This window comes from Stenotrophomonas riyadhensis, assembly GCF_040256885.1.
GTDB classification, from domain to species: Bacteria; Pseudomonadota; Gammaproteobacteria; order Xanthomonadales; family Xanthomonadaceae; genus Stenotrophomonas; species Stenotrophomonas riyadhensis.
This window is the reverse complement of record NZ_CP155568.1, coordinates 4,243,104-4,267,968: the sequence shown is the minus strand read 5'-3', so window position 1 is coordinate 4,267,968 and position 24,865 is coordinate 4,243,104. Positions and strand designations below refer to the sequence as shown.

Annotated in this window: 25 protein-coding genes and 2 tRNA genes; 12 read left to right on the top strand and 15 right to left on the bottom strand. The window is 66.6% G+C overall.

Features of this window, described 5'->3' with window-relative positions:
- Window positions 1-77: 77 nt before the first annotated feature.
- Together SriyCCGPB3_RS19695 and crp are read right to left on the bottom strand one after the other, a co-directional pair.
- Complete coding sequence (locus SriyCCGPB3_RS19695; protein ID WP_014038735.1) at window positions 78-839, bottom strand: sulfite exporter TauE/SafE family protein; 762 nt, start codon at window positions 837-839, stop codon at window positions 78-80.
- Window positions 840-904: 65 nt separating this feature from the next.
- Entirely contained in the window at window positions 905-1,594 is a 690-nt protein-coding gene (gene crp, locus SriyCCGPB3_RS19690) for a cAMP-activated global transcriptional regulator CRP (RefSeq protein WP_010482649.1), read from the bottom strand.
- A 149-nt stretch (window positions 1,595-1,743) separates the two neighbouring features.
- Here crp and speD point away from each other — a divergent pair, with 149 nt between their 5' ends.
- Together speD and SriyCCGPB3_RS19680 are read left to right on the top strand one after the other, a co-directional pair.
- On the top strand, window positions 1,744-2,538 hold the full coding sequence (speD, locus tag SriyCCGPB3_RS19685) for an adenosylmethionine decarboxylase (protein ID WP_006473908.1): 795 nt from the start codon (window positions 1,744-1,746) through the stop codon (window positions 2,536-2,538).
- A gap of 168 nt (window positions 2,539-2,706) precedes the next feature.
- Window positions 2,707-3,027: a DMT family transporter gene (locus SriyCCGPB3_RS19680; RefSeq protein ID WP_005419816.1), complete on the top strand. Its 321-nt coding sequence runs from the start codon at window positions 2,707-2,709 to the stop codon at window positions 3,025-3,027.
- 87 nt (window positions 3,028-3,114) lie between these two features.
- On the opposite strand, the gene coq7 is transcribed toward SriyCCGPB3_RS19680, so the two are convergent.
- On the bottom strand, window positions 3,115-3,759 hold the full coding sequence (coq7, locus tag SriyCCGPB3_RS19675) for a 2-polyprenyl-3-methyl-6-methoxy-1,4-benzoquinone monooxygenase (protein ID WP_154264641.1): 645 nt from the start codon (window positions 3,757-3,759) through the stop codon (window positions 3,115-3,117).
- Between the two features lie 197 nt (window positions 3,760-3,956).
- Between coq7 and rplM the strand changes: the two genes are divergently transcribed.
- Window positions 3,957-4,385: a 50S ribosomal protein L13 gene (gene rplM, locus SriyCCGPB3_RS19670; protein WP_005414692.1), complete on the top strand. Its 429-nt coding sequence runs from the start codon at window positions 3,957-3,959 to the stop codon at window positions 4,383-4,385.
- Window positions 4,386-4,387: 2 nt separating this feature from the next.
- Window positions 4,388-4,780 carry a 30S ribosomal protein S9 gene (gene rpsI, locus SriyCCGPB3_RS19665; RefSeq protein WP_005411311.1) on the top strand — a complete coding sequence of 131 codons (393 nt, stop codon included), beginning with the start codon at window positions 4,388-4,390 and terminating at the stop codon, window positions 4,778-4,780.
- 298 nt (window positions 4,781-5,078) lie between these two features.
- Here rpsI and SriyCCGPB3_RS19660 read toward each other — a convergent pair.
- Window positions 5,079-5,153: transfer RNA gene (locus SriyCCGPB3_RS19660), tRNA-Gln, on the bottom strand.
- A 55-nt stretch (window positions 5,154-5,208) separates the two neighbouring features.
- A tRNA-Met gene (locus tag SriyCCGPB3_RS19655) sits at window positions 5,209-5,285 on the bottom strand.
- 120 nt (window positions 5,286-5,405) lie between these two features.
- Between SriyCCGPB3_RS19655 and SriyCCGPB3_RS19650 the strand changes: the two genes are divergently transcribed.
- From SriyCCGPB3_RS19650 to bfr, 3 genes are all read left to right on the top strand, one after another.
- A complete protein-coding gene (locus SriyCCGPB3_RS19650; RefSeq protein WP_032127170.1) occupies window positions 5,406-6,026 on the top strand; it encodes an RNA pyrophosphohydrolase in 621 nt (206 codons plus the stop codon).
- 108 nt (window positions 6,027-6,134) lie between these two features.
- Window positions 6,135-6,344 (top strand): (2Fe-2S)-binding protein, encoded by a 210-nt coding sequence (locus SriyCCGPB3_RS19645; RefSeq protein ID WP_005411309.1) that lies wholly within the window; start codon window positions 6,135-6,137, stop codon window positions 6,342-6,344.
- A gap of 143 nt (window positions 6,345-6,487) precedes the next feature.
- Window positions 6,488-6,958 carry a bacterioferritin gene (bfr, locus tag SriyCCGPB3_RS19640; protein ID WP_005419804.1) on the top strand — a complete coding sequence of 157 codons (471 nt, stop codon included), beginning with the start codon at window positions 6,488-6,490 and terminating at the stop codon, window positions 6,956-6,958.
- A gap of 1 nt (window position 6,959) precedes the next feature.
- Here bfr and SriyCCGPB3_RS19635 read toward each other — a convergent pair whose 3' ends face one another.
- Genes SriyCCGPB3_RS19635 through SriyCCGPB3_RS19625 form a run of 3 tightly spaced genes read right to left on the bottom strand, consistent with a single transcriptional unit; the run spans window position 6,960 to window position 11,741 of the window.
- Window positions 6,960-9,191, bottom strand: coding sequence for a hybrid sensor histidine kinase/response regulator (locus SriyCCGPB3_RS19635; RefSeq protein ID WP_350259650.1), 2,232 nt, complete (start codon window positions 9,189-9,191; stop codon window positions 6,960-6,962).
- A 1-nt stretch (window position 9,192) separates the two neighbouring features.
- Complete coding sequence (locus tag SriyCCGPB3_RS19630; RefSeq protein ID WP_110713964.1) at window positions 9,193-11,079, bottom strand: EAL domain-containing protein; 1,887 nt, start codon at window positions 11,077-11,079, stop codon at window positions 9,193-9,195.
- A gap of 44 nt (window positions 11,080-11,123) precedes the next feature.
- Window positions 11,124-11,741, bottom strand: coding sequence for a DUF4126 domain-containing protein (locus SriyCCGPB3_RS19625; RefSeq protein ID WP_110713963.1), 618 nt, complete (start codon window positions 11,739-11,741; stop codon window positions 11,124-11,126).
- A 179-nt stretch (window positions 11,742-11,920) separates the two neighbouring features.
- On the opposite strand from SriyCCGPB3_RS19625, the gene SriyCCGPB3_RS19620 reads away from it, so the two are divergent.
- The 5 genes from SriyCCGPB3_RS19620 (at window position 11,921) to ampE (ending at window position 15,633) form a co-directional block, all read left to right on the top strand.
- The gene (locus tag SriyCCGPB3_RS19620; protein WP_350259649.1) at window positions 11,921-12,664 is read left to right on the top strand and encodes a DUF6776 family protein; all 744 of its coding nucleotides are present in this window, start codon (window positions 11,921-11,923) and stop codon (window positions 12,662-12,664) included.
- Between the two features lie 4 nt (window positions 12,665-12,668).
- A complete protein-coding gene (locus SriyCCGPB3_RS19615; RefSeq protein WP_099554096.1) occupies window positions 12,669-13,133 on the top strand; it encodes a bactofilin family protein in 465 nt (154 codons plus the stop codon).
- Between the two features lie 31 nt (window positions 13,134-13,164).
- Window positions 13,165-13,557 (top strand): iron-sulfur cluster insertion protein ErpA, encoded by a 393-nt coding sequence (erpA, locus tag SriyCCGPB3_RS19610; protein ID WP_005419789.1) that lies wholly within the window; start codon window positions 13,165-13,167, stop codon window positions 13,555-13,557.
- Window positions 13,558-13,705: 148 nt separating this feature from the next.
- Window positions 13,706-14,611: an NAD(+) diphosphatase gene (nudC, locus tag SriyCCGPB3_RS19605; RefSeq protein ID WP_180854040.1), complete on the top strand. Its 906-nt coding sequence runs from the start codon at window positions 13,706-13,708 to the stop codon at window positions 14,609-14,611.
- Between the two features lie 134 nt (window positions 14,612-14,745).
- A complete protein-coding gene (gene ampE, locus SriyCCGPB3_RS19600; RefSeq protein ID WP_110713961.1) occupies window positions 14,746-15,633 on the top strand; it encodes a regulatory signaling modulator protein AmpE in 888 nt (295 codons plus the stop codon).
- Between the two features lie 656 nt (window positions 15,634-16,289).
- On the opposite strand, the gene SriyCCGPB3_RS19595 is transcribed toward ampE, so the two are convergent.
- From SriyCCGPB3_RS19595 to SriyCCGPB3_RS19565, 7 genes are all read right to left on the bottom strand, one after another.
- Window positions 16,290-16,715, bottom strand: a complete 426-nt coding sequence (locus SriyCCGPB3_RS19595; RefSeq protein WP_088027581.1) for a DUF2752 domain-containing protein — start codon at window positions 16,713-16,715, stop codon at window positions 16,290-16,292.
- Window positions 16,716-16,759: 44 nt separating this feature from the next.
- On the bottom strand, window positions 16,760-17,038 hold the full coding sequence (locus tag SriyCCGPB3_RS19590; protein WP_110713960.1) for a CD225/dispanin family protein: 279 nt from the start codon (window positions 17,036-17,038) through the stop codon (window positions 16,760-16,762).
- Between the two features lie 34 nt (window positions 17,039-17,072).
- A complete protein-coding gene (locus SriyCCGPB3_RS19585; protein WP_110713959.1) occupies window positions 17,073-17,360 on the bottom strand; it encodes a CD225/dispanin family protein in 288 nt (95 codons plus the stop codon).
- A 182-nt stretch (window positions 17,361-17,542) separates the two neighbouring features.
- Window positions 17,543-19,432 carry an MFS transporter gene (locus tag SriyCCGPB3_RS19580; RefSeq protein WP_350259648.1) on the bottom strand — a complete coding sequence of 630 codons (1,890 nt, stop codon included), beginning with the start codon at window positions 19,430-19,432 and terminating at the stop codon, window positions 17,543-17,545.
- 83 nt (window positions 19,433-19,515) lie between these two features.
- Complete coding sequence (locus tag SriyCCGPB3_RS19575; RefSeq protein ID WP_350259647.1) at window positions 19,516-20,310, bottom strand: SDR family NAD(P)-dependent oxidoreductase; 795 nt, start codon at window positions 20,308-20,310, stop codon at window positions 19,516-19,518.
- Window positions 20,311-20,431: 121 nt separating this feature from the next.
- Entirely contained in the window at window positions 20,432-22,609 is a 2,178-nt protein-coding gene (gene yccS / locus SriyCCGPB3_RS19570; protein ID WP_350259646.1) for a YccS family putative transporter, read from the bottom strand.
- 162 nt (window positions 22,610-22,771) lie between these two features.
- A complete protein-coding gene (locus tag SriyCCGPB3_RS19565; protein ID WP_350259645.1) occupies window positions 22,772-24,829 on the bottom strand; it encodes a TonB-dependent siderophore receptor in 2,058 nt (685 codons plus the stop codon).
- Window positions 24,830-24,865: the final 36 nt, after the last annotated feature.

The following is a 24,865-nucleotide window of genomic DNA, read 5'->3' as shown; positions in this document are numbered from 1 at the left end:
GGTGATGGATCTGCCGGCCAGCGGCCGGCACTACCCCTTTTCCGTCCTGGTAGTGCCGGCCGCTGGCCGGCAAACGTTCAGCGCGCCAGATACCCGGTCAGCGCATGCCCGATCTGGAACAGGCTGATGCCCAGTACCAGCACGCCGACAGCCACCAGTACCCAGCGCTCCTTCAGGCGCTTCACCAGCAGTGCCGCCACCGGTGCGGCCATCATGCCGCCGATCAGCAGGCCGGCCACGATCTGCAGGTGATGCAGGCCCATCGACAGCAGGAACGTAGCTGAAACCGTCAGGGTGACCACGAATTCGGCCGCGTTCACCGTGCCGATGGTGGTGCGCGCCTGGCCGCCGCGGGCGAGCAGGGTGGAGGTGGCCACCGGTCCCCAGCCGCCCCCGCCGCTGGCATCCAGGAAGCCGGCCACGAAGCCCAGCACGGGCACCCGCTTGACCTCGCCCTTGGGCATCAGTCGGCCGGCGGCACGCGCCAGGATGATGATGGCCAGCACCAGCAGGTAGAGATAGATGAGCGGGCGGATCACCTCGCCGGGCAGCTGGGTCAGGCCGTAGGCACCCACGGCGCCGCCGACAGCGCCGGGCAGCGCCAGGCGCAGGAACAAGCGCTTATCGACATTGCCGGCGACCAGATGCGACACGCCGGAGGCGCCGGTGGTGAACACCTCGGCGGTGTGGATGGCGGCGCTGGCCTGCGCGGGCGGAATACCCATGGCCAGCATCACCGACGACGACACCAGGCCGAACGCCATGCCCAGCGCGCCGTCCACCAGCTGGGCGCCCAGGCCGATGAGGATGAACCACCAGAATGCGCTGCTCAGTTCCATGTACCGAGCCTAGCGCGCCAAGGAGTGCGGACCAAGGTCCGCACCACCCACCGGGTGCTCAACGGTCAACGGGTGCCGTACAGCACCACGGTCTTGCCGCGGGCATGCAGCAGGCCGTCGGTCTGCAGCTTCTTCAGCACACGGCCGGCCATTTCGCGCGAGCAGCCGACCAGGCGGGCCAGTTCCTGGCGCGAGACGCGCAGCTGGCTGCCTTGCGGATGGCTCATCGCCTCCGGCTCCTGCGCCAGGTCGTGCAGGGTGCGCACGATCCGGTCGGTAACGTCCAGGAATGCCAGGCGGCTGGCCTTGCGGCTGGTGTCGAGCAGGCGCTTGGAGATCTGCTGGCCCAGCGCGTACAGCAGGCGCGGGGCATCGGCCGACAGCGGGCCGAGGAACAGCTGATGCAGGCGCTCGTAGCTGATTTCGGCCAGCTCGCAGGCGGTACGGGTCCTCAGGATCACCTCGCGGCGGTCCGATTCAACGAACAGGCCCATCTCGCCGACGAACTCGCCGGCACCGAAGTAGCCCAGCACCAGCTCGCGATCGTCATCTTCCTCGGCCATGATCGAAACCGAGCCACTGATGACGTAATACAGGGTTCCCGCCGGGTCACCGGGTCGGAAGACGTCGGTACGGGTGGGGTATCGCCGCCTGTGGCTGTGCGCCAGGAAACGATCGATTGTGGCGATATCCAGGGCCAGTGGACTGCTAGCTAGGCGCACGGTTGACACGATAGGAGCGCTCCCTCTGCGCATGAACGGATTCACGGGGTCGATAGCGGAGCTTAACCAGCGCAATTGTTAAGGGCAAACAGTGTGCCAGATGTGAGCGCTCTTCACGTTCCCCCCGGGGACAGTTTGCCCCATAATTCCCCCTTTCCCTTCTTACACAGGAATCGACCGCCGTGGTCAAGCCGTTGCCTCGCCTGAGGCTGCAGGGTTTCAACAACCTCACCAAGGCGCTGAGCTTCAACATCTATGACGTGTGTTACGCGCGCACCGAAGAGGAGCGTCAGCGTTACATTGAATACATCGATGAAGAGTACAACGCCGACAGGCTGACTCAAATCTTGACCGATGTCGCCGAGATCATCGGCGCCAACATCCTGAACGTGGCCCGCCAGGACTACGACCCGCAGGGTGCCTCGGTGACCATCCTGATCTCCGAAGAACCGGTGATCGACAAGAAGCAGGCCGGCAAGGAGCTGATCTCCGATGCCGTGGTCGCGCACATGGACAAGTCGCACATCACCGTGCACACCTATCCGGAAACGCACCCGCAGGAAGGTATCGCCACCTTCCGCGCCGACATCGACGTGGCCACCTGTGGCGTCATTTCGCCGTTGAAGGCGTTGAACTACCTGATCGAAAGCCTCGAGTCGGACATCGTGATCATGGACTACCGCGTCCGTGGCTTCACCCGCGATGTGAAGGGCAAGAAGCACTACATCGATCACAAGATCAACTCGATCCAGAACTTCCTGGCCAAGAACATCAAGTCGCGTTACGAGATGTTCGACGTCAACGTCTACCAGGAAAACATCTTCCACACGAAGATGCACCTGAAGGACTTCGACCTGGACCAGTACCTGTTCGAGGAAAAGGCCAAGAACCTGTCGTTCAAGGAACGCATGAAGATCGAAGCGCTGCTCAAGCGCGAGATCGAAGAGCTGTTCCACGGCCGGAACCTGTCCGAGTAAACCCCATGTGCGATGCCCGCAGGCATCGCCGCTCAGGCGGGACGACCCGCCCCGTGGAACCAGTGCCCCGCACGCGTTATAGTTCCACGGTGATGTACCGACCCACGGCCCGGTGTGAAAACACCGGGCCGTTTCGTTTTTCTCAAAAAAGGTAAGGAGCCCCCACCCATGCCCTGGATCTACCTGCTGCTGGCCGGCCTGTTCGAGATCGGTTTTGCCCTTGGAATGAAGTACTCCGAAGGCTTCAGCAAACCCCTGCCCACCGTTGCCACGGTGGTGTCCGCCCTGATCAGCCTGTACCTGATGAGCCAGGCGATGAAGAGCATTCCGGTTGGTACGGCCTACGCGATCTGGACCGGCATCGGCGCCATGGGCGTGGCGGTGCTGGGCATCTACCTGTTCAATGACAGCGCATCGCCGGCCCGCCTGGCCTGCGTGGGCCTGATCGTGGCCGGTGTGATCGGCCTGAAGCTGGTCTCGCCCAATTAATCGGTAGTGCCGGCCGCTGGCCGGCAACCTCCTGATCTTCTGCGGTGCCTGCGTGGTTGCCGGCCAGCGGCCGGCACTACCTGGCGGTCACAGCCGGTAGGCGATGGTCTTCATGACCTTGGAAGCCAGCGCCATCGCGCCCGGGATCGGGAACGGCAGGCGGCGTGCGCCGGCCTGCTCGGCGTGGTCCGCATGGCGGGCCTCGTCTTCCTTCATCACGGCGATGACCGCGCGGCTGCGCAGGTCGCCGGCCGGCAGGTCGACCAGGTGCTCGTCCAGGTGCGCCTCCACCTGGCGCTCGGTCTCGACCACGAAGCCCAGGTTCCAGCCGTCGCCACGCAGCCCGGCCAGGGTGCCGATGGTGTAGCTGCCGGCGTACCAGAGCGGGTTGAACAGGCTCGGACGACTGTCCAGTTCGCCCAGGCGGGTGGCGCACCAGGCCAGGTGGTCGGTCTCTTCCTGGGCCGCTTCCAGCAGGTGTTCACGCGTGGCCGGGTCGCGGGCCACGGCCGCCTGGCCGAAGTACAGGCCCTGTGCGCAGACCTCGCCGACGTGGTTGATCCGCATCAGCCCGGCGGCATGGCGGCGCTCGGCGCGGTCCATGCCGGGCTCGTCGGTCTCCGTGGCCGGGTAGGGGCGGGCCGCCGGCGGGTTGCCGAACACCGTGTCCAGGGCGCGCTGCGCCTCGGTCAGCAGGTGGTCCAGCGGGGTGATCTGGCGGAGCACGGTCATGGCGGTACACGGTGGGGCGGAAGACCCCGCGATTCTCGCCCGGCCCCGTGCCCCTGCCAACCCGGTCAGGGGCCTGCTTGCAACCCTGGGCTGACCTGCGTACAATCCCGCCCCTTACGCTTCACCTTTTCACAACGCGTGGCAGAGTTCCGGCGAGCCTTTCGCCGCAATGAGCCCGACCTAACCTAGAGTTCTTCATGAGCACTTTCACTGCCAAGAACGAGACCGTCCAGCGCGACTGGTACCTCGTCGACGCCGAGGGCAAGACCCTGGGCCGTCTCGCCACCGAGCTGGCCCGCCGTCTGCGTGGCAAGCACAAGCCGGTCTACACCCCGCACGTTGATACCGGCGACTACCTGGTCGTCATCAATGCAGAAAAGATTGCCGTCACCGGCAAGAAGCTGCAGGACAAGATGTATCACCGTTTCACCGGTTACATCGGCAACCTGAAGACCGAATCCCTGGCACAGGCGCTGGAGCGCCACCCGGAGCGCGTGATCGAGATCGCCGTGAAGGGCATGCTGCCGAAGGGCCCGCTGGGTCGCCAGATGTACCGCAAGCTCAAGGTCTACGCCGGCACTGAGCATCCGCACGCCGCACAGCAGCCGCAGGTTCTGGATATCTAATCATGGCTATCACTCAAAACTACGGCACTGGCCGCCGCAAGTCCTCCACCGCTCGCGTGTTCCTGCGCAAGGGTTCGGGCAACATCACCGTCAATGGCCGTCCGCTGGACGAGTTCTTCGGTCGTGAGACCGCGCGCATGATCGTGCGCCAGCCGCTCGAGCTGACCAAGAACACCGAAAGCTTCGACATCCTGGTCACCGCCGCTGGCGGCGGCACCACCGGCCAGGCCGGTGCGATCCGTCTGGGCATCGCCCGTGCTCTGGTCGAGTACGACGAAACCCTGAAGTCCGAGCTGCGCAAGGCTGGCTTCATGACCCGTGACGCCCGTGAAGTCGAGCGTAAGAAGGTCGGTCTGCACAAGGCCCGCCGCGCCACCCAGTTCTCCAAGCGCTGATCTACCGCGCCTGGTTGGGCTCCTCCGGGAGCCCGCTGGTTGGACAAGCAAAAGCCCGGCTTCGGCCGGGCTTTTGTCGTTTCGGGGTCATGCATTTCCAGGTTGCCGGCCAGTGGCTGGCGATGGGGTGGGGTCAGAGCCTTTTCCTTTGGAAAAGGATCCGACCCCGGACCTCTCTGGAGAAGAGTCCCCTTGATGTTCAAGGGCGCGCGCCGACAGGCGCGGGGATAAGGTGGAATGCGCGACCAAATTAAAAGCAAAAGGCCAGATCTTTCGATCTGGCCTTTTGCTTTTAATTTGGCTGCCCCGGATGGATTCGAACCACCGAATGCCTGAGTCAGAGTCAGGTGCCTTACCGCTTGGCGACGGGGCAAAACGTGCAACTATTTTCTCACTTTTCACGCTGAAAAACAACTTGATTTTCAGTGTGGTGGCTATGGGTGGACTCGAACCACCGACCCCAGCATTATGAGTGCTGTGCTCTAACCGGCTGAGCTACATAGCCTTGGTGAGCCCGCTATTCTGCGGATGTGTATCGCCCCTGTCAACACTTTTGTATCGTGCTTGTGGGCCGACAGGCGGCATGGGATAGTCCCGACCAGTAGATTTTTTAGGAGTCCGCATCGTGATCGATCCGGACGGCTATCGACCGAACGTCGGCATTGTGCTGATGCGGCAGGACGGCCAGGTGTTCTGGGCACGACGTGTGCGCCGGGACGGCTGGCAGTTCCCGCAGGGTGGCATGAATACCGACGAGACGCCTGTCGAGGCCATGTATCGTGAACTGCAGGAAGAGACCGGCCTGCTGCCTGAGCACGTGGAAGTGCTCGGGGCAACGCCCGGCTGGCTGCGTTACAAGCTGCCGGCGCGGGCCATCCGCCGCAACGAGCGGCAGGTCTGCATCGGCCAGAAGCAGGTCTGGTTCCTGCTGCGCCTGACCGGCGACGAGTCCCACGTGAAGCTGGACCACACCGACTCACCCGAGTTCGACCACTGGCGCTGGGTGGACTTCTGGTACCCGGTGGAGCACGTGGTGATGTTCAAGCGTGGCGTCTATGCGCGCGCCTTGCGACATCTGGCGCCGTTGGCGCGCGGGGTGGCCGGGCAGGGCGTGACCGCCATGCCCAAGAGCGCTGCGGAGGCCTGGATGCCGGGCCATACCGCCGGGCATGACCGCCCACGCAAGCGCCCACGGACCCGCGGCTACTGGCCGAAGAAGGCCACCGGCGATGGTCCGGCCACGTGACCGGCTGAACCGTATCGAGAATGGTTCAGGTCTCTGATTGACAACCATTCTCGTTTCCATTGGAATAGCCAACAGGCCACTCTTGGCCTGTCAGCCCGGTTCACGCCTGTGTACGTCTGCATCTGCAACGGAGTCACCGACCACCAGATCCGCGAAGCCGCCAGCCATGGCGTCAGCACGGTGGCCGAACTGACCATGCGTACCGGTTGTGGTGCCACCTGCGGTTCCTGCCTGGACATGGCCGGCGATCTGCTGGCCAAGGCGCGTGCCACCCACGATCTGCCGCTGCCCGTCCTCGGTCTGGCCCAGGTCGCCTGATCGTCTCTTTCGCGGCGCGTTGACGCCGCGCTTTCGCATCCTTCACGTGCGGCCGCACAGGCCAATGCGCACGATTCGCGTTCCTTCACGGCCGCGCGCAAGGCGTTAAAGTGCCTGCGTTTTCAGCGTGCAGGAGCACCCCCATGAAGGGCGACACCAAGGTCATCGAATTCCTCAACAAGGTCCTCTACAACGAGCTGACCGCGATCAACCAGTACTTCCTGCATGCCAAGATGCTGAAGAACTGGGGCATCAAGGAGCTGGCCGAACACGAGTACAAGGAATCGATCGACGAGATGAAGCATGCCGACATGCTTGCCGACCGCATCCTGTTCCTCGAAGGCCTGCCGAATTTCCAGGCGCTGGGCAAGCTGCGCATCGGCGAGAACCCGACCGAGATCCTGCAGTGCGACCTGTCGCTGGAGCGCGACGGCGTAGTGACCCTGCGCGAGGCCGTGGCCTATTCCGACTCGGTTGGTGACTACGTCAGCCGCCAGCTGTTCGTGAAGATCCTGGATTCGGAAGAAGAACACATCGACTGGCTGGAGACCCAGCTCGACCTGATCGAGCGCATCGGCGAGCCGAAGTACCTGCTGAGCAAGCTGGAAGAGTAAGTCAGCCGGCCTGGCCGGCGCGATGCTGTGCCAGGTAGCCCGTCAGTGCCACGCGCGCCCGGGCGAATTCGGCAACCAGCAGCGCCACCGCCACCGCGGGGCGCTGCAGGCTGCCACTACGGGCTTCGTGCTCGATCCGCTGCGCGATTGCCGACAGCGACAACGCCCCCACGTTCGCACTCGATGATTTAAGGCTGTGGGCGATTGCCTGCAGTCGCGGCTCGTCGCTGCTCTGCGCGGCCTGCTGCAGCTGCTGCACCATCGCCGGCGCATCCTCCAGGAACACCGAGACGATCTGGAGGGCGGTATCGCCGATCACCGCGTGCAGTTCGTCCAGCACATCACGGTCCAGCACCGGCTGTGGCTTGGAGCCGACTCGGCTGTCATCGTCTTGTAGAGCCGAGCCATGCTCGGCTGATGGAGCGCGACTGCTATTGGCCGTCAGCCGAGCATGGCTCGGCTCTACAGAAGGCCGTGCAGGTGATGCAGCTCTACCGCCCCCCCAGCGCCTCAACAGCGCATGCAAGGTGGCGCGTGCGATCGGCTTGGACAGGTAATCGTCCATGCCGGCCTGCAGGCAGCGTTCGCGGTCACCGGCCATGGCGTTGGCCGTCATCGCGATGATCGGCAACCGCGAGCGCCCTGTTTCCGTTTCTTCCGCACGCCAGCGGCGCGTGGCGGCGTAGCCGTCCAGCACCGGCATCTGGCAATCCATCAGCACCACGTCCACGCCGCCCTCGCGCAGGGCGGCCAGTGCCTGCTCGCCGTCGGCGGCGTTGCGCACCTCGCACTGGAACACGCGCAGCAGATGCTCGGCCACCATCCGGTTGACCGTGTTGTCTTCCACCAGCAGCACGCGCAGGTGCAGTGGCGGCAGCGTCGGTGTTGGCAAGCCGTCTTCGGCATTGGCCAGCAGGGCGGCAGGGCGGGCAGGCGTGGCAGGCGCCGCTAGTAGTGCATGCAGGGCTGCATCATCGAAATGCGGGAGCAGCTGGCGTTGGCGCGGGCGTTGTGCAGGCGTGTCTTCCTGCAGCCACAGCACCTGCAGTGCATCATCGTCGCCGCGCTCGGCCAGCGCTTGCTGCAGCGTGACCTCGCCGTTACGGCGGGTGCGGGAATCGACAATCAGCCATGCCGGTGCTGGTTGTCCGGGCCGCGCGGGAGCGCGCAGGCGCTCGACCACGGCATCCAGCTGTGCCAGCACCTGCACCTGCAGCCCATGGTGGGCGGCGATGCGCTCGATGCGCGCCTGCAGCGTTGCATCGGCGCTGAACAACAGTAGCGCTGCGGGGGCGCGCGCCATCGCAGGCAGGTCGCCGGGTACTTTCAGCAGCGGGATCTCGAACCAGAACGTCGCCCCCTGGCCCGGCGTGGACTGCACGCCGATGTGCCCGTGCATCAGGTCGATGATGCGCTTGCAGATGGCCAGGCCCAGGCCGGTGCCACCGTAGATGCGCGTGGTGGAGGCGTCGGCCTGGCTGAAGGACTGGAACAGGCGAGCCTGCAGGGCCGCATCGATGCCGATGCCGGTATCGATGATCTCGAAGCGCAGCTGGTGCTGTGCAGGACCTTCGCCCAGCCGCTGCACGCGCAGCTGTACCTGGCCGCGCGCGGTGAACTTGATTGCGTTGGCCAGCAGGTTGCTCAGCACCTGGCGCAGGCGCACCGGGTCGCCGCGCACCGGCAGGCGCACGGAGGGATCCAGCTGCAGGCCCAGCGACAGGCCCTTGGAGTCGGCCGCGCGCTGCATCAGCTGCACGACACCATCGAGCAGATCACGCAGGTTGAAGCTGGTGATCTCCAGCTCAAGTGCCTGCGCTTCCAGCCGTGAGTAGTCGAGAATGTCGTCGACGATGCGCAGCAGCTGCTGCGAGCTGGCCGAAGCAGTGGCCAGCATCTGCCGCTGGTCCTCGCCCAGCGGCCCGCGCGCGATCAGTTCCAGCATCGGCAGGATGCCGTTGAGCGGCGTGCGGATCTCGTGGCTCATCGTGGCCAGGAATTCGCCCTTGGCCAGCACCGCCGCTTCGGCGGCCTGCTTGGCCTGCAGCAGCTGCTGCTCCAGCTGGCCCTGGCGTTCAGTGGTGTGGCGCAGCTGGTCGCGCTCGGCGGCCAGCAGGCTGCGCTCGCGCTGCAGCTGGGCCAGTGCCCGGTTGCGCGCGCGCAGGCGCAGGCCCAACAGCAGCAGTGCGACGGCCGCAGCAAGGGCAACCAGCAGCACGCCCCACAGCGGCACGTCAGAGCACCGCGTTGTGGAAGTCGAAGTTCAGGTCGCTGCCGGCCGACTGCACCATGTTGCCCTGGATGTAATCGACTCCGCCGACCCACATCGCGGCCGCAGCCTGCGGGTCCTCGATCTGCTGGCCGATGATCTGCTGACCGGTGGCGTGTGCGCGTTCAATCGCCTTGCGCAGTTCTTCGCGCGTGGCCGGATTGGAGTGGCTGCTGGAGAAGCGCGCGGCCATGCGCACGAACGACAGCGGCAGCTGGGTCAGCAGTGCATCGGCCTCGCCGCTGGGCTCGAACTGGCTCAGGCAGAAGCGCACGCCGGCCCCGGCCATGCGCTGGCAGAACTGCTGCAGCGGCACGGTGTGGATCAGCGCGTCGGGCAGGCGCACGTCGATCACCAGTGCGCTGCCGGGCAGGTCGCGTTGCTGCAGCGATTCCAGCAGCCAGTCGGCGAACGCATCGCGCTGCAGGGTGCGCAGCGACTGCGAGACGAACAGGTTCAGCGGTTGCGTTGCGTGCCGGTACAGGTCCAGCAGGCCCAGCGCGTGATCCATCACCTGCTGGTCGAGGTCGGCGATGCGCCCGGCGGCTTCCGCGGCCGGGATCACCTGGCCGGCTGCCAGCACCGTGCCATCGGCCTGGCGCAGGCGCAGCAGCAGCTGGTACTGCGCGGTGTTGCCACCGGCGACAGCCACGATCGGCTGATAGGCCAGCTCAAGTTGGCCTTCCAGCAGCGCCAGGTGCTCCTGTTCGCTGATCACGTCGCGATGCACGTGGCCAGCCACGCCGGCGCTGAGCAGGCGCGCCTGCAGGGTGGTGCGTTCGACGGCCTCCAGCGCACTGTTGGCATCCTCGAAGCCGGACGACAGCGGCGCGTAGCCGACCACGCCGCGCAGGTGCACGGATTCATCGTCGCGGATCACGAAGGCGCGCGCCGACAACTGCTCGCGCAGCGTCGCAGCGATACCTTCCAGGCTGTCCTCATCGGTATTGCGTACGAGCAGCAGGAAGCTGTTGTCATTCAGGCGTGCCAACAGATGCGGGTGACCGGCTTCCGCCAGGCGCTGCCCGGCCTGCACCATCAGACGCTCGAAGGCCGCATAGCCATAGCGCTCGCGCAGCCCCAGCGCACTGGACACTTCGACGAACAGCACGCCGCCCGGGTCGCGGTGGGCGAGCGCAGCGTTAAGCTGCTGCAGCACGTGATGACGCGTCGGCAACCCCGTTTCCGGATTGCTGGTGGCCGGTGCGCCGCTCGCACCGGGCAGGGTCGCGGCCTGCGCACGTGCGCGACGGATGCGGTTGGCCACGGCAGCGATCAGGTGGCGCGGGCGGATCGGCTTGCTCAGGTAGTCATCGGCGCCACTGTCGAGCACTTCGAACTGGCGCTCCGGGTCCGGATCGCCGCTGAGGAACACGATCGGCAGCAGCTGCAGGCCGGGTTGCTGGCGGATCAGCGCGGTCAGGCGCATGCCATCGAGGCCAGGCAGGTGCAGGTCCATCAGGATCAGGTCGGGGCGATGTTCCCTGATCGCCTGCAGCGCGCCATCGGCATCGCTGTGCACGATCGCCTGCATGCCGGCACCGTGCAGCACGCTCTGGGCGAACAGCGCCTGGGCGCGATCGTCCTCGACGATCAGCACGCGGTACGGCGAATCGGACGGCGGCGGTGCCTGGTCGTTGTTGCCAGCCTCGGCCAGCACGGCCGGGCCGGGAAGCGGCGGTGGTGCGCTGTGGATCGACGGAGCATCGGCAACGGCGCTCTGCGGCATGACCGCCACAGGTGTTGCCGGAGCGCTGGTGACCGTCTCGACGGTCCAGCGTTGCCAATGATCGGCCGGAGGGGTTTCAGCGCGTCCCGGGCGGGCGCCCGCGGGGGATTCGTTTGCGGCCATCGGTGCTCCTGGTGTTCGCGTCCATTATGCGACAAGCCCGGCGATCAACCGGTGCCGGGTTGCCGCGCACTGTCCGGTGATGCGCTGCGTGCCAGCCAGCGCACGCCCTTCCACAGGGCGCGCCACACCAGCCACACCAGCAGTGCACCGGCCAGGCTGCAGGCCAGCACCACGATCAGCGCGATCCAGGGATGTGCCAGGGCCAGGGCGAGGCCGCCGATCACCACGGTGTCTTCGGCGGCGGATGCGACCCAGTTGCTGGCCGGCTCCGGCGAGGTATTGAGCAGGGCGCGGGTGCCGGCCTTCAGGCCATGGCTGGCCAGCGCCACACCGGCGCCGGCGGCAAGTGCGCCGGTGCCCAGCTGGCCGTCCGGCGACAGCGTGGCAGCGGCAAGGAAGGCGCCGGCAGGCACGCGCGCGAGTGTCTGCACCAGGTCCCAGACCGAATCCACACCGGGGATCTTGTCGGCGAAGAATTCGGTCACTGCCAGCGCTGCGGACGTGCCCAGCACCCACCACGATTCGGTGGCCTGCAGGGCCGGCGGCAGGTCGACCCAGCCGAGCAGGCCGGCCAGGCCGACGCCGAACACGGTGAGGTAGACGCGGATGCCGGCCAGCCAGGCCAGCAGGATGCCGATCACGAACAGGTGGGCTTCGGTCATGGCGGTGCTCCGGCGACGGAACTGTGCAGGGGGCCACACTATCGACGATGGCGTGCCTGAACGCCACAGACCGCGGCCGGCCACTGCGCAGGAAACCCACTCGTCCTGTCATACACTAGCCCGTCGTTTGCCACAGGGGCCGTACCGGTGTCGCCCTCGCGATGCCCCGGAAACCACCCATGACCAACCGTCCTCCCATGCGCGTGCAGGTCCGCCTGCCCGGCGCGCCGCAACCGCCGGCCGACCGTCGCCGCCTGCTGGTGATCGGCGGCATCTGGCTGCTCAGCCTGGTGCTGGCGGTGCTGGGTGGCTGCTGGATGGCCACGCCGCGCGATGTCCAGGGCCAGCGCCTGCAGGCCGCCGAGAAGCGTGCCGAGACGTTGCAGGCGCAGCTGACCGAACTGCGCCAGAAGCAGGCCACGCTGGAAGCCTCCGACCGCATCAGCCGCGCCGCCAACACCGAGGTGCAGTCCTCGCTGGCCGAGCGCGATGAGGAAATCGCCGGCCTGCGTGCCGACGTTGCCTTCTATGAGCGCCTGGTGGGTTCGACCAGCCAGCGCAAGGGCCTGAACACCCATTCGATCGAGTTCAGCCCGGAAGCGGCCGGCACCTGGCAGTACACCGCCGTGCTGACCCAGAACCTCAACCGCGGCGCCATCAGCCAGGGGCAGATGCGTTTCACGGTGGAAGGCGTGAAGAACGGCAAGCTGGCCACGATCAGCTGGGATGATCTGCACCAGCGCAGCAAGGTGCCGGGACAGGATTACTCGTTCCGGTACTTCCAGCAGATCACCGGCAGCGTGATGCTGCCGGCTGACTTCACCCCGCAACGCGTGCGGGTGACATTGGGGAGTGGTACGGGGGGTACCACCCAGGTATTCGACTGGAAACAGGCCGGTGCGCCGGCCAGCAAAGGGGAGTAGGCAGATGTTCGGAAGCAGCAAATCCAACCGTGAAGGCCAGCTGGTGGTGGATGCCCTGATCGGCAACCAGGTGGTGATCCGTGGTGATGTGGAATTCAGTGGGGGCCTGTATGTGGAAGGTCGCATCCATGGCAAGGTGATCGCCGCCGAAGGCGCCAGTGGCGCGACCCTGACGGTCGCCGAGCATGGCGTGATCGAGGGCGAGATCCGCGCCCAGGTGGTGGTCATCAGTGGCCGTCTGGATGGCGACGTGCACGCCACCGAGAAGGTCGAGCTGACCCCGAGCGCACGGGTCAATGGCAACGTCCACTACCAGGTGGTGGAGATGAATGCGGGCGCCCAGCTGAACGGCCGCCTGATCCATGCCAGCGCCCCGATGGCGGCCCTGCCGGCCCCGGAAGGCGACGACGCCAATGGTGGCAAGGGCGACACCGCCGCACGCCGCAAGCTGGCCGAGGCGATGGCTTGAAAGCCATCACCGGCACCCCCATGCTGACGGCATGAGCACGCTAGTCTCCCTGCCCGGCGCCACCCCGGTTGCCGCGCCCGATTACCAGTCGCTGGAGCGCCCGCTGAACTTCACCGAGTCGGCGGCCGCCAAGGTCAAATCCCTGATCCAGGAAGAGGGCAACCCCGACCTGGCCCTGCGCGTGTACATCGAAGGCGGTGGCTGTTCGGGCTTCCAGTACGGGTTCGAGTTCGACGAGAACCGTGCCGAGGATGACCTGGCGGTGCAGACCAGCGGGGTGACCCTGCTGGTCGACCCGTTGAGCCTGCAGTACCTGATGGGCGCCGAGGTGGACTACACCGAGAGCCTGACCGGTGCCCAGTTCGTGATCCGCAACCCGAACGCGAAGACCACCTGCGGCTGCGGCAGCAGCTTCAGCATGTAAGAACCCTGTGGCCGGCATGTGCCAACGAGGGTTGGCACCTCGGTAGATCCACGCCATGCGTGGATGTTCCGTGCCTCCACGCCCACATCAGCAGATTGCGCACAGCGCCGACCTTGCCTCCCGCATCGATTGGCGGCACGCTTGCCGGATGCCCAATACTCCTTCGCCGCTTTCCGGTTTCGCCTTCGTTGGCGAACCGCTGGAGCGCGCCGATGCCCTGCGCGAAGATGCCGATGCACTGGCGCGCCTGTGGCCGGGCGCGCGCATTCTCGTGCTCGATCAGGACGGCAGCGCCTTCACTGGCGATGACGATCAGCCACTGGCGCTGAGCGGCGCCGACATCGGCGGTGGCCCCGGTGCCGCGATCTTCCTCGGCCTGCGTGGCGAGCAGGCCTGGTTCTCGGTCGAAGCCGCCAACGTTACCGTCACCGCGCCGCGCCGCCTCGACCTGCGCCAGGCCGCACTGCTGTGGTCGATGGCCGATGCGACCGCCTTCAGCTATGCCCGCGGCATGTCCTACTGGCATTCGCGCACCCGCTTCTGCGGCGTGTGCGGTGGTGCTGTGGCGTTTGCCCGTGGCGGCTTCGTCGGCCGTTGCGCGCAGTGTTCCACCGAGCACTATCCGCGGGTCGATCCTGCCGTGATCGTGGCGGTGGAGAACCAGGGCCGGCTGCTGCTCGGCCGCCAGTCGAACTGGGCACCGCGTCGTTACTCGGTACTGGCCGGCTTCGTTGAACCGGGTGAGACCTTCGAGCAGACCGTGGTGCGCGAAGTGCACGAGGAGAGCAAGGTGCGGGTGACCGCCTGCCAGTATCTGGGCTCGCAGCCGTGGCCGTTCCCGGGCGCACTGATGGTCGGCTTCCGTGCGCAGGCGCAGGACGATCTGCCGACCGTGGACGGCGAGCTGGAAGACGCGCGCTGGTTCAGTGCCGACGAGGTCGGCGCGGCGCTGGCCCGCGATGTCGAGGACGATGGCCAGGGCATCCGCCTGTCGCCGCCGATCTCGATTTCGCGCGGCCTGATCGAACACTGGTACCGGCAGCAGAAGGGCTGAGCGGGGCTGATGGTGGCGCCTGTATTGCCGCCACCTGAACACGGCCCGGGTTACAGTGCGGGTCACCGCTGAGGGCGTCGCTGCGACAGGTAAGGTAGCGACGCCGAGCGTTCTGTTTCGTAGGGAGACCTGCCATGTTCACCACTCTGGCCGCCGTGCTGGTGGCACTGGCCCTGGGCCATGTTGCCCCGGCCGCTGCCGCGGCGCTGCGCCGTTTCGACGGCTTCCGGCGCTGGCTGGGCTGGTTGGACGCGCGCGGTGGCAAGGCCTGGCAAGGGCCGGCAGGCGTGGCGCTGGCGCTGCTGCCGCCGCTGCTGCTGATGGCGCTGCTGGCGTGGCTGCTGCGTGGGGTGCTGTTCGGCCTGCCGTCGCTGCTGCTGGGCGTGGCGGTGCTGGCGTGGTGCTGGGGCCCGCGCGATCTGGACCGCGATATCGAGGCCATCATCGATGCCGATGACGCGGCGACGCGCCAGGCCGCGGTACGCAACCTGCAGGCGGCCGGTGGCAGCCTGCGCGAGGATGTGCCGTCACTGGTCGAGGCAACCGTGCTCAACGCGCTGCGGCGCTGGTTCGCGGTGCTGTTCTGGTTCCTGCTGCTGGGCCCGGCCGGTGCGCTGGGTTACCGGCTGCTGGCGTTGATGGCGGAAAGCCCGATGCGCGCCCGCGTGCCGGTGGAGCCGCTGGCACTGGCGCAGCGCCTGCTGGGCTGGGTCGAGTGGCCGGTGGCGCAGCTGATGGCATTCTCGATGGCGTTGGTGGGCAACTTCGATACGGCGTGGAAGGCCTGGCGGCAGGCCCATGGCGAGCGCCTGACGGGGGACATCGGTTTCCTCGGCGCAGTGGCGCGGGCCAGCGTCAACGCCGAGCTGCGCGAGGATGCGCACGATTACACCGAGGCGGGGCTGTTGCCGGTGTGGCAGCGGTTGCCGGACCTGCGTGATGCGATGAGCCTGGTGTGGCGGATGCTGCTGCTGTGGCTGGCGATCCTCGCCCTGCTGGTGATTGCAGGCTGGGTGACGTAGGTGTTCTGGCAGGGCTTGCAGCCCTGCACCTGCAGAGGCCAAAGCCAAAGCCAAAGCGGCTCTGGGTTGCTGAGGGTTGGGCGGGGAGGTGTGGGGCTGCAGGACACGCCGTAAACCCGTCCCTGGGGGCTCGATGGCGCCTTGCTCGTGTGCGCTGTCCTGCGCACACGGCAAGACCGGGGTTGGGCCTCCTGCCCAACCCGCCCGAGGCATGCCTCGGGCCCATGGCGCCAACGGTCCTGCAGCCCCACACCGCCCCACCCCCGACAGATTCCCGCGGCTGTTGGTAGGTGTCGACCTTGGTCGACACGGTAGATCCACGCCATGCGTGGATGCAGAGCGAAGCGATCCGCTTCCGCTTTTGATCTTCTCTTTCTTTTCCGTGGTGGACGCACACGGAAACTGTCCGTGGCCGGGTGGGTGGGCTGCGCAGGGGCGTGAGCCGCATGGGCCCGAGGCATGCCTCGGGCGGGTTGGGCAGGACGCCCAACCCTGGCCTTGCCGTGCGTGCAGGACTGCGCGCACGAGCAAGCGGCGACCGAGCTTACGTGGACGTACTTGCAGCGCCCCCTGCGCAGCCCACCCACCCGGCCAACCACAAGGCTTCTACCTTCAAACGCCGCCCACCACGAGGGGCTGCGCCGTTGGCTGGAAACCTAGATCGGTGCCAGTGCGGTGAACGGTGCCCACGGCAGGTTGCGCAGCAGCGCATATCCGGGCAGCACCCAGAGCCAGAACACGGGATTGGCCAGCACCCGCATCAGCGGGTCGAGCGCACGCGGGCGGATGCCGGCGATGTTCAGCAGCATCAGCAGCAGGAACGGCAGGCTGATGACCAGCAGCGGGTTCATCGCCATCGCACCGGGAAGGTCGAAATGGACCAGGGAGTACAGGCAGCGCGTGCTGCCACAGCCCGGGCAGTACAGGCCGGTCAGCGCGTACAGCGGGCAGCTCGGCAGGGGATTGCCGGCGACATACGGATTGACGTTGCGCAGCACCACCGTGGCACCCACGGCCAGGCCGGCGGAAACCAGCAGCGGCGCCCAGCGGGCGAGTCGGGAGCGAGCGGGAAGCGCGGACATTGCAACAACGGATCCGGCGCTGGCGCCGGATCCGTCCAGGCGTATCAGTAGCTGCCGTTGCTCATCGCGCCCATGCCGCCGAGCACAACGAAGAACAGCACGTACAGCACGACCAGCACAACCCAGGCGATGGCCGACCACATGGCCCACTTCTTGGCCTTGGCGGCGGAGTCCTGGGCGCCGGCGATGTCGCCAGCGGCCAGCTTGCCGTTGACCTGGGCGGCGTAGACGATCGACACGATGCCGGCCGGCAGGCAGCAGAACAGGGTGGTCAGGATCGCCCAGACCAGGTTGTTCGGGACCTGCGGAGTAGCAGTATTCATGGGTTCAAGCTCCTTGATGGGTGGTGGTGGTGGATCATTGGTCGGAAAGAGCGCCCAGTACGGCCAAGCCGCCGAACAGCCCGAACCACAACAGCAACAGGACCGGCAGGGCCACGGCCGAAGCCGCCGCCCACCAGCCCGCCTTGCGCGACGCACTGTAGGCCCCCGGAAGATCGCCGGCCGCGCGGCGGCCATCGACCTGGGAGGCATAGACGATCGACACCACGCCCAACGGCAGGCAGCAGAACAGCGTCGTCAGGATCGCCCAGACCAGATGGTTGGGGATGTAGACCGGACGGCTGAGCGGTGGTGGTTGATTCAAAGCGAGACTCCATTCCTTGGTGGCCGGCCATGATGAATCGGCCGGACCTCCCCCCTGTGGGTGCGTAATCTACCGCAACCTGCGTTGCATGTATGCGTTTACAGTCACGACATGTCGCGTACGCCAGTGAACGGTGACGTATGCGGGGGAGATTGCCGGACCCGCCTGGCGGGCCGATTCCGTCAGGCGTGATCACCGCGCAGGGCCCGCACCTGGGCCTCCAGTACCGGGGCGCTGGTGCTGTGGCCATCCACGGCCGCTGCCGCTACAACCTCGACGGTGGCACGGAAACGGCGCGGCACACGCATGCGACCCAGGCGGCTGTCGCGCCGGCTCCACATGCTCGACCACATGCCGCGCAGCGCCATCGGCACCACCGGTACCGGCCGCCGTTCGAGGATCTTCTCGACGCCGGACTTGAACGGTGCCATCGCGCCATCCTTGGTCAGCGCGCCTTCCGGGAAGATGCAGACCAGCTCGCCTTCGGCCAGCGCGGCGTCGATCTCGTCGAACGCGCGCTGCATCAGTGCCGGGTCTTCACGCGCGCCGGCGATCGGGATCGCCTTGGCGGTGCGGAAGATCCAGCGCATCACCGGGATGTTGAAGATCCGGTAGTACATGACGAAGCGCACCGGGCGCGGAATCGTCGCCGACAGGATCAGTGCGTCCATGTAGCTGACATGGTTGCAGACCAGCAGCGCGGCGCCCTCGTCGGGCACATTGGCCTCGATGCCGTGTGGGCGCAGCCGGTACAGGGTGCGCACCATCAGCCAGCTGAGGAAGCGCATCAGGAATTCGGGGACGATGGTGAAGATGTAGATCGCCACCAGCGCGTTGGCGATGGCCAGCGCCAGGAACTGCTGCGGGATGCTCCAGTGCAGCAGCTTGTGCGCGGCCAGTGACAACAGGGCTGCGCCGACGATGAAGCCGGAGTTCTGGATGTTCAGCGCCGCGAACACGCGCGACATCTGCGCCTTCGGCGTGCGGCTCTGGATCAGCGCGAACAGTGGCACCACGAAGATGCCGGTGAACAGGCCGATACCGATCAGGTCGATGACGATGCGGATGCTGCCGGGCTGCTGCAGGAAGGTGCCGATGGTCAGCCCGTGCACCGTCGCCTCGCCGCTGCGGGCGAAGTACAGGTCGAGCAGGAACGCGGTCATGCCGAATGCACCCAGCGGCACCAGGCCGATTTCCACTGTGCGCGCCGACAGCTTCTCGCACAGCAGCGAGCCGATGCCGGTGCCGACCGAGAACAGGGCCAGCGCAAAGATGTACAGGGTCGGCTCACCGCCGAGGTTGGTCACCGCATAGGCCGGCAGCTGCGAGGTCAGCACGGTGCCGACGAACCAGAACCAGGACACGCCCAGGATCGAGTTGCGCACGGCCTTCTGCTGGCGTGCCATGCGCAGCACCGCCAGCGATTCGGGCAACGGATTCCAGTTGATCTTCAGGGTGGGATCGCCGGCATCGACCTTGGGAATCAGGCGGGCGGCGATGTTGCCGCAGATCGCCAGGCCGATGATCGCGCAGGCTGCCACCACCGTACCGTGGCTGCCGGCCACGGTGAACACCAGGCCGCCGACGATCATGCCGGACAGGATCGACATCGAGGTGCCCATTTCAACCAGACCGTTGCCACCGGTCAGCTCTTCGGGTTTGAGCACCGACGGCAGCACCGAGTACTTCACCGGGCCGAACAGGGTCGACTGCATGCCGGTGCAGAACAGGGCGACCAGCAGCACCGGCAGGCTCTGGGTGAGGAAGCCGGTGGCCGCAAGCGACATGATCACGATCTCCATGGTGGTGGTGATCACGATCAGCCGCGATTTTTCCAGTTTGTCGGCGATCTGCCCGGCCAGCGCTGAGAACAGGAAATACGGCAGGATGAAGATGGCCGGCGCCAGCGTGGCATACAGCCCCAGTTCTTCTTCCGGCACGGCCATGAACAGCAACATGCTGATGATCGCCTGCCGGTACACGTTGTCGTTGAACGCACCGAGCGCCTGGACCACGAAGAACGGCAGGAAACGGCGCTGGCGCAGCAGGGCGAACTGGTTGTGACCGGACATGGAGCCTCCTTGACCGGCGCAGCCTAGCATTCCTGCCTATCCGCTGTGGGTGCGGACCGTTGGTCCGCACACTTTGAAAGGTCTCAGACGATATCGTCGACCACGCCGCCATCCACGCGCAGTGCCGCACCCGAGGTGGCCGAGGCCTGCGGCGAGGCCAGGTACACCACCATGTTGGCCACTTCCTCGACCGTGGCGGTGCGCTGGATCACCGAAGACGGCCGGTGTGCCATCACGAACTCGCGGCCGATCTGCTCCAGGGGCTTGCCGCTGCGCTGGCGTTCATCTTCGAACATCGCCGCGAAGCCGTCGGACAGGGTCGGGCCGGGCAGCACTGCGTTGACGGTGACGCCGCTGCCGGCCACTCGCTTGGCCAGGCCGCGCGACAGCGACAGCTGCGCGGTCTTGCTGACACCGTAGTGGATCATGTCGGCCGGAATGTTGCGTGCCGATTCGGAGGAGATGAACAGCACGCGACCCCAGCCGGCATCGACCATCGCCGGCAGCAGTGCCCGCGACAGGCGCACGCCGGACATCACGTTGGTCTGCCAGTAGCGTTCCCAGGTTGCGTCTTCGGTCTCGAAGAAGTCCTCGGGGCCGAAAATGCCGGCGTTGTTGACCAGGATGTCGACCTTTGGCAAGCCGGCCAGCAGCATATCGACACCGGCCGCATCGGACAGATCGGCGGCGACGCCGGCCACGTCGGCACCCGGAACAGCGTCGAGCAGGCGCTGGCGGGCGCGTTCGACGCTGTCGGTGCTGCGGCCGTTGAGAATGATCCGCGCACCCGCGGTGGCCAAGCCCTGGGCGATGGCCAGGCCGATGCCGGCGGTGGAGGCGGTGACCAGCGCGGTGCGGCCGGAGAGTTCAATCTTCATGGGGAATCCGGGGGGCAGGGGATCACCCAGTATCCGCGTGGCTGCGTGATCGGGATGCAGCGCTGGATGCAACGCGATGTTGCGTTGGCGGTAGCGCCGGGCCATGCCCGGCGGCAGGCTGTCAGGTGAGCGTGCGTACCGCCTCATTGGCCGCCGCCCGCACCTTCGGCAGCATCCGCAGCACCAGCGCCATCTGGGTGCGGATCAGCTGCAGCTTCGGCGGCATCGCCTCGTCGATCTGTTCCAGTTCGGCCGCCACCGCGCGATCAGCGTCGTTGTCGTCCTCGCTGACCGGCTGCCGAGCGCTCAGGGCCGTCGCCAGTTGCTGCAGCGCCTTGCGCACGCGCTCACCGGCAGCCAGCGCCAGCGGATCGCCGGCGTAGCTGTCCACCTGGTCGCGGTGCGCACCCAGGGCCGACAGGTGCCCGAGCAGTGTGTTGGACAGCGCCAGGAAGTGGAAGCCGGCATCCAGATTGCGGCGCACATGGCCGGGCTCACGCAGCATGTTCGACAACGCGGTGGACAGCGCGGCGTCGGCGTTGTGCATGTCGCGGCGGGCGATGCGGTAGGCCAGATCGTCACGCATGCCGCTGCGGTACTGGCCCAGTACCGAATCCAGGTAGCGCGCGGCGGTGTCCAGCACGCGCGCCAGCACAAGGTGCAGCTGGCGGCCCTGCCAGTCGGGCAGGATCAGGAAGGCGGCCGCGGCGGCGATTGCACAACCCAGCAGCGTATCGACCATGCGCGGCACGATCAGCACGAAGCCGTCGCCGATCAGGTTGAAGCAGGTCAGGGCCATCACCGTGATTGCCGCCGACGCCACCAGGTAGCGGTCGGTGCGGGTGAAGAAGAACAGCAGCGCCGACAGCAGCGCGATCAGCAGCTGTACGTGCAGCTGTGGGAACAGCTGCAGCAGTGCCCAGGTCAGCACCAGGCCGGCCACGGTGCCGACGATGCGTTGTGCAAGGCGCTGGCGGGTCGCGCCGAAGTTGGGGCGGCACACGAACACGATGGTCAGCAGCACCCACGAGCCGTTCTGTGCATTGAACAAGCGGATTGCCGCGAAGCCGGCGATCAGGGCCAATGCCATGCGCAGGCCGTGGCGGAACAGGACCGAGCCGGGCGTGAGCTGCTGGCGCACGCGCACGCCCATCTCGCGCAGGGTGTGCGGGTTGCTGTCGCGCAGGCGGGTATCGACGTTGTCCAGGCTGGCCTCGGAGCGCTCCGCATCCAGCAGGCGGCGCTCGATGCTGCGCAGGTTGTGCACCAGCAGATCCAGCGATCCGAGCAGACGCTGCCATTGCGGACGCTGCTGGTCGCGCAGGTAGGCCAGCGCATCGGCCAGGTCGCGCCCGGCCTGCTGGTTGCTTTCGCCATACACGAACGGACGGCGCAGGCGGATCGCCTCGCCCAGCCGTGCGCAGGCCTGCCCCTGCAGGTCGAGCAGGCGCTGGCAGCGGTACAGCACATCGCTGTGGAAGAAGGCATCGACCAGCGCACCGTAGGGGTAGTGCGAGGAGCTGGCGCGCTCGTGGAAATCCTGTGCCATGTAATAGAGGCGCAGGTACAGGCCGGAGTTCACGCCGGGCCGCCCGGAACGGCCGAAGCGGGCCAGGATCGCGGTCTTGGCTTCATTCAATGCACCAACCACGCGCCGGTTCTGTTCGGCCAGGTCGAGCTGGCGACGCTGCAGGTCGGCCTCGCGCACCGGCTCGAACAGTGTTGCCTTCAACTGCAGGTAGCGGCCCAGTTCAACGTACAGTCGTGCCACGCGTTCGCGTACCGGACGGTTGGCGAACAGTGCGGTCCAAAGGATCGACAGCAGGCCGTACCAGACCGCACCGGCCAGCAGGTGGCTGACCGCGTCCAGCGCGCTGTGCAGGTCGCTGGCGCCATGCTGCTCCAGCCCGATCATGGTGTAGATCGCCAGCGTTACCGTGGCCTGGGCGATGGACGCATAGCGCTCGCCGAGCGCACCCAGCAGGGTCAACCCGAAGGTGGACAGCGCCAGCGCGCCGATGAAGATCCACGGCCAGGGGAACAGCCAGATCACCGAGGCGGCGGCGAGGCAGAAGCACAGCAGCGACAGCAGTACCGCCTTGGTACGGCCCCACCAGTTGTCATCGGTCTCGGCGATGGCGCTGGCGATGATGCCGAGGAACACGCCGGGCAGGGCAGTGAGCGCGTCCAGCTGCCAGCACACGGCAAGCGCTGCGGTCAGGGCGATGAACACCCGAAGGCCATAACTGGCCTTTTCGTGGGCCCACAGGCGGCTGAGGCGGGATTCGCGGGCGGGCATGCAGGCTCGGTGGAAGGGTCTCCCACCATTATTGCGGGTACGGGGTGAAGGGGACAGCCCGCGAGGGAATACCCGGTAGTGCCGGCCGCTGGCCGGCTCTCATGCGCCCGGACGGAGGTGCGAGGAGCCGGCCGGCGGCCGGCACTACCGGTTTGCCGGGCATTACATGTCGAACCGCACGCTCACCGCGAACGTGCGTGGCAGGCCGGCGCCGGCGTTGGACCAGTACTTCCGGTTGGCCAGGTTCTCGACGCTGGCACGCAGGGTCACCGGATGGCCGGACGCCAGCAGGCGATAGCCGATGCCTGCATTCACCAGCGTGTAGTCAGGCAGCTTCAGGGTGTTGTCGGCGTCGTACCAGACACCGCCGTAATAGCGCACGGCGGCATAGGTTTCCAAGCCGTCTACCCACGGCAGCTGGTAGGTGGCGTGCAGTACGCCGCTCCAGCGCGCAGCACCGGCGGTGCGGTTGCCTTCCTGTGCGGCACTGCCCGGGGACAGCTTGTCGTAGGTCGGATCCAGCCAGGTCACGCCGCCGCCGACGGTCAGTGCATCGTTGAGGTGCAGGTCGGCACTGGCTTCAATGCCTTCGTACAGCGTGATGCCGTCCTGCACCAGGCGCTTGCCGGCCGGCGTGAGCTCATCGATGTTGGCACCACGTTCCAGCCGGAACGCGGCCACGTTCGCATTCCAACGCGCCGCTTCGACCTTGGCCCCGATCTCGTACTGCTTGCTGATGGTGGGATCGAGCACGTCACCGGCGTTGATGTAGCTGTTGCCTACGCGGCTGCCCGCTTCGAGCGACTCGATGTAGCTGGCGTAGAGGGTGACCGCCTCGCTGGGCTTGAACATCACGGCGTAGGTCGGGGTGACCGGGTAGGTGTGGTACCGCCCCTTGGTTTCGAAGTCGTTGTAGCGCCAGCCCGCCAGCACCGACCAGCCGCTGCCGAGGTTCACCGTATCGCTTGCGAACACCGCCTGCTGCACCGTCTCGTCGCCGCGGGTCATCACCCGCGAACCAACGGCGTCGTGGCGGATGGCATGGCGCTGGTACAGGTTGGCGCGGCCAATCAGGTTCCACTCGTAGGGGCGGTCCCAGCCCAGTCCGGTCTGGTGGCTGATGCCCGCCACCACCTGATGCTGAAGGGGGCCGGTGCGGAAGCTGCCCTGCAGCATCGCCTGGGCCAGCTTCCACTCGCTCTTGCCACCCAGTTCGTAGACGTTGACGTCGTAGTCGCCGTTGAGATCGTCGATGTAGGCGAAGATCTTGTTGACGTCATTCCACGAGGTGGTGACGCCGTAACTCAGGCTGGCTTTCCAGTCGCTGTTGATCTGCCAGTTCAAGCCGGTCGACAGCAGGCTGGAGCGTGTGTCGTAGTAGGTGCCGGGCACGCTGTTGTCGGTATCTCCGGCGATCGGCCGCGGCAACGAGGTCAGGCCACGGAAGTAGTACTGCGGTGATTCCTCGCGCAGGTCGCGCGACTGGAACACACCGTCGAAGGTCCAGGTGAGCGCATCGCTCAGGCGCGCGTCCAGCGACAGTGCGCCAACCTTGCGATCGACGTGTCCGCCATTGAAGGTCTCGCCTTTTTCCTGGAAGGCGTTGAAGCGGTAGCCGAACATCTGCTCGTTGCCGAAGCGGCCGCCAACGTCGACGCCGCCGCTGACGATGCCTTGTTCGCGCCAGCCCAGCTGGGCGGAGAAGGTGGGCGTGTCCGTCGGCTTCTTGGTGATGTAATTGACGATGCCGCCGGGGGTGCCGAAGCCATACAGGAATCCGCCCGGGCCTTTCAGCAGATCGACCTGTTCCATCACTTCCAGCGGCCATTCGGTGCCCCAGGAAGAGACCTGCAGGCCATTGACCCGGTAGCTGTCGTAGTTCAGCTCCAGACCGCGGTTGCGGATGGGCGAGCTCCAGCCACTGGCATAGGCGCTGACCTGGGTGCTGACCGAAGGGTCGAGCAGGAAGGCTTCGCCCAGCGAGACCACCTGGCGCTGCTCGATCTGCTCGCGGCCAACAGCGGTGATCGCGAACGGAGTGTCGCGCAGGGCGCGGTCGCCCAGTGCGCCGGCGTCGGTATGGGTGCGTTCGGCGGTGACCTTCACCGCATCCAGATCGGTGGCGTTACGGCTGACGGCCGGCGCTTCGGCATGGGCAGCGCAGGCGGCTGACAGGGCGATGGCCAGCAGGGCCAGGCGGGGAGAACGGGAAGGCAGCATCGATGGTGGTCCTCGACGGACGGCCACAGGCCATCC